Genomic DNA, 12,001 nt, shown 5'->3' on the forward strand with positions numbered 1-12,001 from the left:
GGCCCGTGAGAACCCCGCCTTTTCCTGGCGGGGTTTTGCTTTTTTGTGCAGAAAAAAGGAGTCTGCCTGAATCATGACCACCGCACCGTCCATCATCCTCACCCGTCTTGACGTGCAGCGTCTTGAGCAACTGATCGACCGCTTGGGCGACGAGTTTCCCGGTGTCGAAGCGTTGCAACACGAACTCGACCGCGCCGAAGACGTGGTTGGCCACGATGAAGTGCCTGCAAGTGTCGTGACCATGAACGCCAGCGTGCATTGCCGCGAGCAAGGCAGCGGCAAGGACTATCACCTGACCTTGGTTTATCCCAAGGACGCCAACGCCGACGAAGGCAAGATTTCGATCCTGGCGCCGGTGGGCAGTGCGTTGCTTGGCCTGCAAGTGGGCCAGCATATCGACTGGCCGGCACCCGGCGGCAAGACCCTCAAGCTGGAATTGCTCAGCGTGGAAGGCCAGCCCAAAGACGGCGGCCCTTTCTCTCTTTAAAACAGAGTCGCTCTAAATCTGGCTCAGCGCCTCATTGAGCGACAGCTCCAGTTCGGCCTTGTAACGCAAGTAAAGGTTGCTCGGGCTTTTTACATCACCTAGCAGGCCGGACAGGTCCAGATCGGTGATGTAACAGCGGTAACGCTCGGTTTCCTGGCGTTGCCCGACGATTTGCTGGGCGACCACTGCAAACAGCTGGTCGCCAAACTCCAGTTCGGAAAATTCCCGCTGATTGCAATACAGGGTAATGCCCACCTGGCCCGGCGCGGCCTTGCCGATAATGGCTTGCACGTCATAAAACGGTTTATTTGCCAGATTCACCGGTGCTGGTCGAGGCTCGATGCTCCGTGCGCGCCCGCTGCCGGAGGGCAATAGCTGGTAATACATGATTTGCACGGCCCCCAGCGGATCTTGCTGGTCCAATGGCGACAACGCATTCCGTCGATAAATGATCGACTGCAAAAAGCGCTGCAACGGCGCCAGCAAGCTCTGCTCATCATGAAACGGCAGACGTTGTTGCCAGAGTGCGTTGAACTCATCCAGCACATACAATTCGGCAGAGCCTTCGCTGACCCGATAGAACACCTGCACGCAATCGGGCATACCCATTGGCAGCAGCAGCGCCAGGTCGTGCTCTTCCAAGGCCATGGCATCCAGATGCAGCGGGCTGTAGCTGGCCAGTTCTTCGCTGAGGTAGGTGATCAGCGCATCCTGGGTCTCTAGGGAAACGTGGGTGGCTTGGCCTGGCATCAACTCCATCACGTGATAGTGCTGCTGCACTTGCAGCAGGTAGCGATGATTGGACTGACCCAGCAGCAGGTGCTGCGCCGTGTCGAAGATTTCTTCCACGCGCTGGGCAATGAACTGCGCACGGTTGTGACAGAAGCAGCGCACTCGCAGCCGTGGCAGGTGGTCCGGCGGTAACTGGTTAAGGTAGTCGCGCAGGCAGTCGAGCAGGGCGTGGGGGCCGTCGTAGCGGCTGACCATCACTTCGTTCCAGCTATTGAGCGTGACCTGGTCCAGCGTCAGCACTAGGTTGTCGCGCACGCCGGCATAACTCAGGGAATCGGTGCGCTCGGTGGTCATCAGGATATTCAGGTCGCGGTGGTGCTTGAGCGGGTCAACGCCGACGTTGATCAGCAGTAACACTTCCTCGGGCACCGCCGAACGCAGCAGGCGCTCTTCAACAACGCTGGTCAAGGGCAGGGCGACGGTCTGTTGCAAGCGGCCCAGCAGGTTGAACAACTCGAACTCAGTCATGTCGCTGGTGCCGGGGTGCAAGGCCAGGCGGGTGCTGCTGTCGATCACGCCGTTGCGGTGGCACCAGGTGAGCATCTCCAACAGGTCACGGCTGCGCTTGATCGGCGCGAAGTGTTCCCATTCCAGTGCAGTGAGGTTGCCGTTGTACAAACCCCAGTGGTGCTGGCCGGGCTCCTTGCGGTTGGGCGATTGCACCAGGGTCAAGGTGTCTTCGGCCAAGTCCGGGGCGATGCCGGGGTTTATGAACTCGACTTTGCCGGCCTTGCGTTCAAAGGCGGCGTACAGGCGCCTGCCCAGCACATTGAGGTCACGCTTGTTGATCAGGCTGACGGTCTGCTCGGTGCGGGCGAACTGGGTCAGGAAGCGGTAGCTGTAATTCAGCTCGTTGACCAAGGCGCGACGCTCGGAGGCGACCTGGCGCACTTTCCACTGGCTGCGGCTGTCCAGCAGTGCCAGTTGGCGCTGGTCCCAGTCCCACTCATGTGCCAGGCGTTCGAGCAACAAGCGCTGCCAACTGGTGTTGCGCTGGCCAGCGGTGAGCTTGCAGTTGACCTTCAGGTACAGCGCACGCCGCACCAGCTCCAGACGCTCGGGCTCGTTTCGGGCCTTGAGGTATTCCTCGATGCGGCGGTACACCACGATGTAGGGGTCCAACTCATCCAGGCCCATCTGGTTGGCGAACACCGCCCGCTTGAAGCGCAGACTCAGGCACTGCACGTTAGGGTGTTCGCTGGCGTAGACCTCGATCAGCAGCAGTTTGAGCACCGATTTGTAGGGGGACTCGATGCCTTTGAACAATTGCCACAGCCCGGCACCGATGAATTCGCCTGGGGGAATCCGTGCCAGATGGCCAAGATCGAGGGTTTCATCGGCGCGGATAAAGCGCTTGGAAATCAGCGTGTGGGTGAATTCGGCGTAGCGGGGTTCTTCATACACCGGCACCAGCCACCAGATAGGCGTACGCCCGGCCAGCCAGATGGCGGTGCGGTAGAACTCGTCCAGCAGCAGGTAATGCTGGGTGGTGCCGCAGTCTTCCGAGCTGAGCTGGGTGTCGCGCTCGCCGAGCACAAAGCGTGTCGGCTCGATCAGGAAAAAGTGGGCCTCGGCGCCCATGGTCAGCGCCCAGGCTTCCAACAGTTGGCATTTCTTGCGCAGTTCAGCCAGTTCATTTTCGCTGAGGTCCGCCGCGTGGCAGACCCACACGTCCATATCGCTCTGGTCGGCTTGGGCCAGGGTGCCGAGGCTGCCCATCAGAAACAGTCCGTGAATCGGACGTGGCGGGTTGCCGTGGCGCGGTTTGTAGGAGAACGAACGGGTGAGGCGCTGGGCTTCTGTCAGGGCCTGGGCGTCGGGCTCAAAGTTGGATAATCCAGCCGGGGTACTGCCCGACACATAGCCCGGCAGCAGCGGATGGTTGACGTGGAAAAACAGCGGCAACAGGGTCAACACGCTTTGCTGGCGTGGCGTCAGCCCCTCGATGGCCCGCGCCATGCGGCCTTCGTTGAGGGCCATGAACCGCGCACGCAATTGGGCCAGTACCTTGCGGTCGATGCCTTCTTCCAGGTCGGGGCGGATTTCATGGGTGCGGGTCATGTCGAAGTCGGTGGCTCGCAGAGCCCGACGTGGGCGGCCATGTAGGAGTTTACAGCCAGTAGCGTAGGAGGTTTAGCGAGAAATGGTTTTTGACGTCAGAATTTTCGCACTTGCGCAGCAACGCCCATGGAATCCGCAAGTGGCGGACTCCATGGGCGTATCGGGTATCAGGCGGCTTCTTTGGCGTTGACGGTGGTCAGGATGGTCAGCAGGGTTTTAGCTTGTTCTGCGGCATCCCGACCAAGTGGGGTCAGGTAGCCCCCGTCTTTCTGATCGATCAGTCCTTTCTCGAACAGGCGCTTGGCAGCGGCGATGGCAGTAGGGGCAGCGGTCTGATGGACTTTCAGACCTTCCTGGGTGCTATCCAGGCTGAAGAGTACAAGGATTTCCAGTTCGGCAACCAACTCAGGGGTAAACGACATAAGGACTCCAGACTTTCTAAGAATTTATTAGAGGCTAGCAGGCCATAAGGTGAACGCACTTTGCCGAACTGTCCAGTGTGTTGCTGCGTGTTGGATTTATTGCTTTTCGGGTGGCAATTCGGGCAGTGCACGCAGTGCAGTTTCATACCACTCGGTATTGAAAGCACGGTCCTCTTCCAGTAGGGCATCAATCTCGACAGCGAGCACGTGGGCCATCAGTTGCAGGATCTCTTCACGCTCATAACCCACCAGGGTCAGCTTGTTGAACGTTGCCTTGGCGGCGGGTGGGTTTTCGCTCTCGATCTGGTTTTCGATCGCTTCGATCAGGGTGGTTTCAGTGAATTCTTCTTCGTCGTTGTCGATATCGGTCGGCTCGCTCATGGCAGGCTCCTCTAGGAAAGGGCGCCAGTCTACCCCCATTCAAGCCGGTGATGCTGCTGGCAAGGCCCGGCACGGGGAGCTATAACGCTTGCAGCCAACCCCATTCCCGGCACGGAGGCAACCGCAATGCTCAAGCTCTACGGATTCTCGGTCAGCAACTACTACAACATGGTCAAACTGGCGCTGCTGGAGAAAGGGCTGCCGTTCGAAGAGGTGCCTTTTTATGCCGGGCAAACGCCCGAAGCCCTGGCAGCCAGCCCGCGTGGCAAAGTGCCGGTGTTGGGCGTTAAACAGGGTTTTATCAATGAGACCAGTGTCATCCTCGAATACATCGAGCACACCCAGGAAGGGCCTGCACTGCTGCCGGCCGAGCCGTTCCAGCGTGCACAGGTGCTGGCACTATGCCGGGAAATCGAGTTGTATATCGAGCTGCCCGCGCGGGCGTGTTTTGCCGAAGCGTTTTTTGGTATGCCGGTGCCGGAGGCGATCAAGGAGAAGTCCAAGGCCGAATTGCTATTGGGCTTGAGTGCGCTGGGCAGGCACGGCAAGTTCGCGCCGTTTGTGGCGGGGGATAATTTCACGATTGCGGATTTGTATTTCATGTACAGCGTGAACCTCGCCTGTGCGGTGGGCGAGAAGCTGTTTGGAATGGATTTGCTGGCAGAGACGCCGGCGGCCAAAGCGTTGCTGGAAAGACTGCATGCTATGCCCAACGCTCAGAAAGTAGCGGCGGACCGGGAGGCTGCAATGCCCGCGTTTATGGCGATGATTGCTGCCAAGAAATAGAGGGTAGGTGCCTGTGGTGAAGCCTTCGCGAGCAAGCCCGCTCCCATACTTGATCGCGTTCCACTTTTGGAATGCAGTCAAGTGTGGGAGCGGGCTTGCTCGCGAAGCTTTTAACGGCTGGCGAGCAAGGCCTGGCCGCGCACGACAGCTGCCTTCACCTGCGCCGGCGCAGTACCGCCGATGTGATTACGGGCATTCACCGAGCCTTCCAGGGTCAGCACGGCAAACACATCCTGTTCGATCTGGTCGCTGAACTTGCGCAGTTCTTCCAGGCTCATTTCCGCCAGGTCCTTGCCGGTGTCTACGCCATATTTCACCGCGTGGCCGACGATTTCGTGGCAGTCGCGGAACGGCAGGCCACGGCGCACCAGGTAGTCCGCCAGGTCGGTCGCGGTGGAGAACCCACGCAGTGCCGCTTCACGCATGATCGCGTGCTTGGGCTTGATCGCCGGGATCATGTCGGCAAACGCGCGCAGCGAGTCGCGCAGGGTGTCGGCGGCGTCGAACAACGGCTCTTTGTCTTCCTGGTTGTCCTTGTTGTAGGCCAGGGGTTGGCCTTTCATCAGGGTCAGCAGGCCCATCAGCGCGCCGAATACACGGCCGCTTTTGCCTCGTACCAGTTCTGGTACGTCGGGGTTTTTCTTTTGCGGCATGATCGAGCTGCCGGTGCAGAAGCGGTCCGGCAGGTCGATGAACTGGAACTGCGCGCTGGTCCACAGCACCAGCTCTTCCGAGAAGCGCGACAGGTGCATCATCGCGATGCTGGCCGCCGCGCAGAATTCAATGGCGAAGTCACGGTCCGACACACCATCCAACGAGTTGCCACCGACGGCATCGAAGCCCAGCAGCTGCGCGGTGTACTCGCGGTCGATCGGGTAGGTGGTGCCAGCCAGCGCGGCGCTGCCCAAGGGCATGCGGTTGGCGCGCTTGCGGCAATCCACCAGGCGCTCGTAGTCGCGGCTGAGCATTTCGAACCAGGCCAGCAGGTGGTGGCCAAAGGTCACGGGCTGGGCGGTCTGCAGGTGAGTGAAGCCCGGCATGATGGTGTCTGATTCACGCTCGGCCTGTTCAAGCAAACCTTTCTGCAGGCGGGTGATTTCGGACAGGATCAGGTCGATTTCATCACGCAGCCACAGGCGGATGTCGGTGGCCACCTGGTCGTTACGGCTGCGGCCGGTGTGCAGCTTCTTACCGGTCACACCGATGCGGTCGGTGAGGCGCGCCTCGATATTCATGTGCACGTCTTCCAAGTCGACGCGCCAGTCGAACGTGCCAGCTTCGATCTCACCACGAATGGTGGTCAGGCCGTCGATGATGCTGTCGCGCTCGGCGTCGGTCAGTACGCCGACCTTGGCCAGCATCGTCGCGTGGGCGATGGAGCCCATGATGTCGTGGCGGTACAGGCGCTGGTCGAAGGTGACGGAGGCGGTGAAGCGGGCGACGAAGGCGTCGACGGGTTCACTGAAGCGGCCGCCCCAGGACTGGTTGGTCTTGTCGGTGCTCATGGATTCGCTCGTGATCTGCTTAATAAAGAGGCATGAAGTTGTGCCGGCGATGATAACAGGGTTGCCCGTGGAGGCGGGGCTGCGGGTCGTCGGCATTTTTATTTACTCCAAGGATGGCTAAGTGCCTTGCCGCCGACCGCGTCCAGGACGAGACTGGGTACAGGGGCTTATTGAAACGATATTTGCCGATTCAGCAATGTCGTCTCAGCGAGCGTCTACAGTTGGACTGATAGTGTGTGAATGCACCAAAGTCGGGTGATGCGGTCATAGCCCAGACTATCCATTAGAAAAGGGGGGGTATTCGATTGTGTATCAGCAAACCCTACTACGACGCCCGAAGGCAGCAGGTCTTGGGCGCTATTGAACAGGTCCGGGTAAATTTGGGTGCCACTCTCAGGGCACTTTTTGCCGCTCGCGCTAGTCTTAGCGTGGATCGCTGTGACGCACGTCACCGCACCTGTCTACGCTATCCTTGTGCGAGACTCACGCAGGAATCCAGCGCAATATGAATGTCCTGATCGTTGATGACGAACCCCAAGCCCGCGAAAGACTGAGCCGTCTGGTCAGTGAACTCGAGGGTTATGCAGTATTAGAGCCGAGCGCCACCACGGGCGAAGAGGCGTTGACGCTGATCGACAGCCTCAAGCCTGATGTCGTGTTGCTCGATATCCGTATGTCGGGCCTTGACGGCCTGCAAGTTGCCGCCCGACTGAGCGAGCGAGAGTCCCCACCGGCCGTAGTGTTCTGTGCAACGGGCGAAGAGTTTTCTGCGCAGACGTTGGAAGACAGCGGAGTCAGCTTTCTCATCAAGCCGGTGGTAGGCGAAGCATTGCTCAAGGCCCTGAAGAAGGCCGAACGCCCAACCCGCATGCAGCTCGCCGCGCTCACTCAGCCAGCCGCCCAAAGTGGTAATGGGCCACGCAGCCATATCAGTGCTCGTACACGCAAAGGCATTGAGCTGATCCCTCTGGGCGAGGTGGTCTATTTTATTGCCGATCACAAGTATGTGACCTTGCGCCACCAAGGCGGCGAAGTGTTGCTTGATGAGCCGCTCAAGGCGCTTGAGGATGAGTTCGGCGACCGCTTCGTGCGTATCCACCGCAACGCGCTGGTGGCCCGCGAGCGAATCGAACGCCTGCAACGCACGCCCCTGGGTCATTTTCAGCTATTCCTGAAAGGCCTTAACGGCGATGCGTTGATCGTCAGCCGACGGCATGTTGCCGGCGTGCGCAAGATGATGCAGCAGCTTTAGCCCCGCGTCTGTGGCGAGGCCTGAATTCCTTATCCCGGTGCGTCGTGGCCAGGGAGGCCCCGCACTTGCTGATTCAAATCAAAGCGTATTTCCCTGAGCTGTTATTATCCGTCATATATTTTCAGTACGGATTGATCCATGTCCTCTCGCGAAATCCGCATCGCCACCCGTAAAAGCGCCCTCGCCTTGTGGCAGGCCGAATACGTCAAAGCACGACTGGAGCTGGCCCATCCCGGCCTCAAGGTGTCCCTGGTGCCTATGGTCAGTCGTGGCGATAAGCTGCTCGACTCGCCTCTGTCGAAGATCGGCGGCAAGGGTTTGTTCGTCAAAGAACTGGAAACAGCGCTGCTGGCGAACGAAGCCGACATCGCCGTGCATTCGATGAAAGACGTGCCCATGGACTTCCCTGAAGGCCTGGGTTTGTTTTGCATCTGCGAACGCGAAGACCCGCGCGATGCTTTCGTTTCCAACACCTACGCGTCCCTGGAAGAATTGCCCCTGGGCAGCATCGTCGGCACGTCGAGCCTGCGCCGCCAGACACAGCTGCTGACTCGCCGCCCGGACCTGCAGATCCGCTTTCTGCGTGGCAACGTCAACACCCGCTTGGCGAAGCTGGACGCCGGCGAATATGACGCGATCATCCTCGCAGCGGCGGGCCTCATCCGCCTGGGTTTCGAAGACCGTATCACCTCGGCCATCAGCGTCGAGGACAGCCTGCCCGCAGGTGGGCAAGGCGCCGTTGGCATCGAGTGTCGCACCGCTGACAGTGAAATCCACGCCCTGCTCAAACCCCTGGATCACCACGACACCGAAGTGCGCGTCACGGCCGAGCGTGCGCTGAACAAGCACCTAAACGGCGGCTGCCAGGTGCCAATCGCCTGCTACGCCGTGCTCGAAGGTGAAAACCTGTGGTTGCGCGGACTGGTAGGGGACCCGCAAGGTGGCGCCTTGCTGACTGCCGAGGTGCGCGGCCCGCAGCGTGACGCGACGGCACTGGGCATCCAGGTAGCCGAAGAACTGTTGGACAAGGGCGCCGGTGCCATCCTGCAAAAAATCTACGGCGAGGCCGGTCCGCAGTGAACGAATGGCGTGTGCTGCTGACGCGGCCTGCCGAGGAGTCGTTGGCCCTGGCGGCGACGTTGGCCGAAGCCGGCATTTTCAGCAGCAGCCTGCCGTTGCTGGACATCGAGCCGCTTCCCGTTACACCTGAACAGCTGGAAGTCTTGCATGACCTGGGCCGCTATTGTGCGGTGATTGTCGTCAGCAAACCCGCCGCGCGCCTAGCCGTGCGACAGTTGCATCGAGCATGGCCGCAACTGCCGTGGTTCAGCGTCGGCGCAGCCACCGCGCAGGTACTGGCCGAACACGGCCTCAACGTTCACTATCCCCCTACTGGCGATGACAGCGAGGCCTTGCTTCAATTGCCTGCGTTGCGCGAGGCTATCGCACGCCCGGATGCACGCGTGTTAATCCTGCGCGGCGAGGGCGGTCGCGAGCTGCTGGCAGAGCGTTTGCGCGCGAGTGGTGCTAGTGTCGACTATCTGGAATTGTATCGCCGTTTCCTTCCGGCCTACGACGCCGGGGTACTGATGCAACGCATCCAGTTGGAACGCTTGAACGGCCTGACGGTCAGCAGTGGGCAGGGTTTTTTGCACCTGCACGCCTTGGCTGGAGCCGATTGGCCACAGGTGGCACAGTTGCCGTTGTTCGTGCCGAGCCCGCGAGTCTTCGAGATGGCGCGGTGCGCTGGCGCAGAAAAAGTTGTGGATTGCCGCGGTGCGAGTGCCGCGGCTTTGTTAGTGGCGTTACGCAGCTTTGCCCTATGAGGCATGCCGTAGTCACTCTCTGAAACGCAAAGGACGGATACGTGAGCGAAACAGCCTTGCCTAAAGATGAAGCCCAACCCGCACTCGGTGCGCCGGTTGAGTCACCGGTCACCGCGCCGCGCCGTGGCAATGGCCTGGCGGTCGTCGCCTTGCTGCTCGGCGCCGCCGGTGTTGCCGCCGGCGGTTGGGGGATCTGGCAGGTCCGCGCCCTGCAAGCCAGCAGCCAGCAACAGCTGGGGCAGGTGCAGACCCTCGATGACCAATCCCAGTCCCTCAAGCAGAGCCAGCAACAACTGGCCGCGCGGCTGGCGCAGTTGCCGGGTGCTGATGAGCTGGAGGAGCGCCGTCGCCTGGTGGCCCAGTTGCAGGGCGATCAGCAGCGCCTGAGTCAGCGCCTTGAGACCGTGTTGGGGTCCAGCCGCAAGGACTGGCGTTTAGCCGAGGCTGAACACTTGATTCGCCTGGCGAGCCTGCGTCTGTCTGCCTTGCAAGATATCAATAGCGCCCAAGCGCTGGTGCAGGGCGCCGACGAGATTCTTCGCGAGCAAAGCGATCCAGGTTCCTATGCCGCCCGTGAGCAGTTGGCCAAGAGCCTTGCAGCGCTGCGCAGCACCGAGCAGCCGGATCGCACTGGGCTGTACCTGCAATTGGCGGCTTTGCGTGACCAGGTCGTGCAACTGGCGGCCATTGCCCCGGAATATCAACTGACCGAGCCGGCTTCCGAGGGGCGTCCGACCACGGATACGGACAGCCGTTGGCGCCTATGGTGGGAGCAGATTTCCCGTTACTTCCGCATCGACTTCAATCCGGATGACAACATTCGCCCACTGCTGGCCGGCCAAGGCCTGAACCAGGTGCGCCTGGCGTTGAGCCTGGCGCTGGAGCAGGCGCAATGGGCGGCGCTCAACGGGGAGTCGGCTGTATACAGCCGCTCCCTCGGCGAGGCGCGTAGCGTGTTGCAGGATAACTTTAACCAAGGCAATCCGCAGAGCAAGGCGATGCTCGCGCGTATTGCCGAACTTGAGCCCAAGGCGGTGTCGGTGGTGACGCCGGACCTGGCCTCGAGCCTGGCTGCCGTGCAGGCGTATCTCGAACGTCGTCATCTGTCTGCTGACGAAGCCAAGGCGGCCACACCGGCGGCTACGTCGGCGAAGCAGGAGTAGAGCCGATGAAACGCTTCTATGTGATCCTGGTGCTGGCGATTGCAATCGCGTTGGCGCTGGCTGTGGGCATTTCGAAACACACCGGCTATGTGCTGATTACTTACCCTCATGTGCTGCACTACGAGTCGAGCTTGTGGGCGACGGTGGTGGCGGTGTTTGCCATTGGTTTGGTGATCTACCTGATCCGTGTGCTGTTGAGCCTGGTCACCACCTCCGGTGGTGTGGTCAACCCGTGGTCGCGGCGTAACCGCAGCCGCCGCGTGCAGATCGCCATCGAGCAGGGCCAGATGGACCTCGCCGAGGGCCGCTGGGCCAGTGCCGAGCGCCACCTGCATCGCGCCGCCGAAGCCGAGCGCCAGCCACTTCTGTACTACCTCGGCGCCGCGCGTGCTGCGAATGAGCAGGGTCGTTACGAAGAGTCCGACGGCTTGCTGGAAAGAGCACTGGAGCGTCAGCCCCAGGCCGAGCTGGCAGTTGCCTTGAGCCATGCGCAACTGCAACTGGACCGCGGCGATACCGATGGTGCACTGACCACCTTGCAGGCGATGCACGAGCGTCATCCGCATAACGGCCAGGTCTTGCGTCAATTGCAGCGCCTGCATCAGCAGCGGGGTGATTGGTCGTCGGTGATCCGTCTGTTGCCGGAGTTGCGCAAAGATAAAGTCCTGCCTGCCAGCGAACTGGCTGAGCTTGAACGCCGTGCCTGGGGTGAGAACCTTAGCCTGGCTGCTCAGCGAGAAGAGCAGGGCGAAGCCGGTTTGCAGTCCCTTGAGCGCGCCTGGCAGCAACTCACTTCCGCCCAGCGCCAAGAGCCGCAACTGGTTCTGGCTTACGCCGAGCAGCTGCGCCAATTGGGCGCCGATGCCAAGGCCGAGGAAGCGCTGCGTGGCGCCATCAAACGCGGCTACGACAGCCACCTGATCCGGCTATACGGCCTGCTGCGTGGCAGTGATCCAGCCCGACAGTTGAAGTTTGCCGAGGGCTGGCTCAAGGATCACCCGGGCGATGCCAGTCTGCTGTTGACGTTGGGCCGCCTGTGCCTGCAAAACAGCCTGTGGGGCAAGGCGCGGGATTATCTGGAGAGCAGCCTACGAGTGCAGCGTAATCCTGAGGCTTGTGCCGAGCTGGCGCGCTTGTTGGCCCAACTGGGTGACACCGAGCGAAGTAATCAGCTGTTTCAAGAGGGTCTTGGACTGCTGGATAACCGTTTGCTTGCGTCTCCGCTACCTGTCACTGCTCGGGTTTGAGGTAGGAAAGGGGCAAGGGTTGGCTCAGATGTATCTGGCGGCCAACCTTTCGTTAGCTCGAAAAGAGTGAGGGGGGAGC

The 12,001-nt window shown here is 60.7% G+C and carries 11 protein-coding genes; 7 read left to right on the forward strand and 4 right to left on the reverse strand.

The window, feature by feature from the left end:
- Window positions 1-73: 73 nt before the first annotated feature.
- Window positions 74-487 carry a nucleoside diphosphate kinase regulator gene (rnk, locus tag AACY44_RS23075; protein ID WP_314564452.1) on the forward strand — a complete coding sequence of 138 codons (414 nt, stop codon included), beginning with the start codon at window positions 74-76 and terminating at the stop codon, window positions 485-487.
- Between the two features lie 12 nt (window positions 488-499).
- Here the strand turns inward: rnk and AACY44_RS23080 are convergent, their stop codons facing one another.
- From AACY44_RS23080 to AACY44_RS23090, 3 genes are all read right to left on the reverse strand, one after another.
- On the reverse strand, window positions 500-3,340 hold the full coding sequence (locus AACY44_RS23080; RefSeq protein ID WP_339428307.1) for a class I adenylate cyclase: 2,841 nt from the start codon (window positions 3,338-3,340) through the stop codon (window positions 500-502).
- A gap of 167 nt (window positions 3,341-3,507) precedes the next feature.
- On the reverse strand, window positions 3,508-3,762 hold the full coding sequence (locus AACY44_RS23085) for a TIGR02647 family protein (RefSeq protein ID WP_339415125.1): 255 nt from the start codon (window positions 3,760-3,762) through the stop codon (window positions 3,508-3,510).
- Between the two features lie 96 nt (window positions 3,763-3,858).
- Window positions 3,859-4,143 (reverse strand): hypothetical protein, encoded by a 285-nt coding sequence (locus tag AACY44_RS23090; RefSeq protein ID WP_065875446.1) that lies wholly within the window; start codon window positions 4,141-4,143, stop codon window positions 3,859-3,861.
- Between the two features lie 126 nt (window positions 4,144-4,269).
- Between AACY44_RS23090 and AACY44_RS23095 the strand changes: the two genes are divergently transcribed.
- Window positions 4,270-4,929, forward strand: coding sequence for a glutathione S-transferase family protein (locus AACY44_RS23095; RefSeq protein WP_339531131.1), 660 nt, complete (start codon window positions 4,270-4,272; stop codon window positions 4,927-4,929).
- A gap of 110 nt (window positions 4,930-5,039) precedes the next feature.
- Here AACY44_RS23095 and argH read toward each other — a convergent pair whose 3' ends face one another.
- Window positions 5,040-6,434, reverse strand: a complete 1,395-nt coding sequence (gene argH / locus AACY44_RS23100; RefSeq protein ID WP_339415127.1) for an argininosuccinate lyase — start codon at window positions 6,432-6,434, stop codon at window positions 5,040-5,042.
- Window positions 6,435-6,939: 505 nt separating this feature from the next.
- On the opposite strand from argH, the gene AACY44_RS23105 reads away from it, so the two are divergent.
- The 5 genes from AACY44_RS23105 (at window position 6,940) to AACY44_RS23125 (ending at window position 11,922) form a co-directional block, all read left to right on the forward strand.
- Window positions 6,940-7,686, forward strand: coding sequence for a LytR/AlgR family response regulator transcription factor (locus tag AACY44_RS23105; protein ID WP_339415128.1), 747 nt, complete (start codon window positions 6,940-6,942; stop codon window positions 7,684-7,686).
- Window positions 7,687-7,824: 138 nt separating this feature from the next.
- Window positions 7,825-8,766 (forward strand): hydroxymethylbilane synthase, encoded by a 942-nt coding sequence (hemC, locus tag AACY44_RS23110; RefSeq protein ID WP_339531133.1) that lies wholly within the window; start codon window positions 7,825-7,827, stop codon window positions 8,764-8,766.
- The gene (locus AACY44_RS23115) at window positions 8,763-9,512 is read left to right on the forward strand and encodes a uroporphyrinogen-III synthase (RefSeq protein ID WP_339506452.1); all 750 of its coding nucleotides are present in this window, start codon (window positions 8,763-8,765) and stop codon (window positions 9,510-9,512) included. Before hemC ends, AACY44_RS23115 begins: the two co-directional genes overlap by 4 nt.
- A gap of 41 nt (window positions 9,513-9,553) precedes the next feature.
- Window positions 9,554-10,675 carry a uroporphyrinogen-III C-methyltransferase gene (locus AACY44_RS23120; protein ID WP_339428310.1) on the forward strand — a complete coding sequence of 374 codons (1,122 nt, stop codon included), beginning with the start codon at window positions 9,554-9,556 and terminating at the stop codon, window positions 10,673-10,675.
- 5 nt (window positions 10,676-10,680) lie between these two features.
- Window positions 10,681-11,922, forward strand: a complete 1,242-nt coding sequence (locus AACY44_RS23125; RefSeq protein WP_339415132.1) for a heme biosynthesis protein HemY — start codon at window positions 10,681-10,683, stop codon at window positions 11,920-11,922.
- Window positions 11,923-12,001 lie beyond the last annotated feature (79 nt).

Source organism: Pseudomonas sp. RA_15y_Pfl1_P11, from assembly GCF_963970975.1.
GTDB classification, from domain to species: domain Bacteria; phylum Pseudomonadota; class Gammaproteobacteria; order Pseudomonadales; family Pseudomonadaceae; genus Aquipseudomonas; species Aquipseudomonas tritici.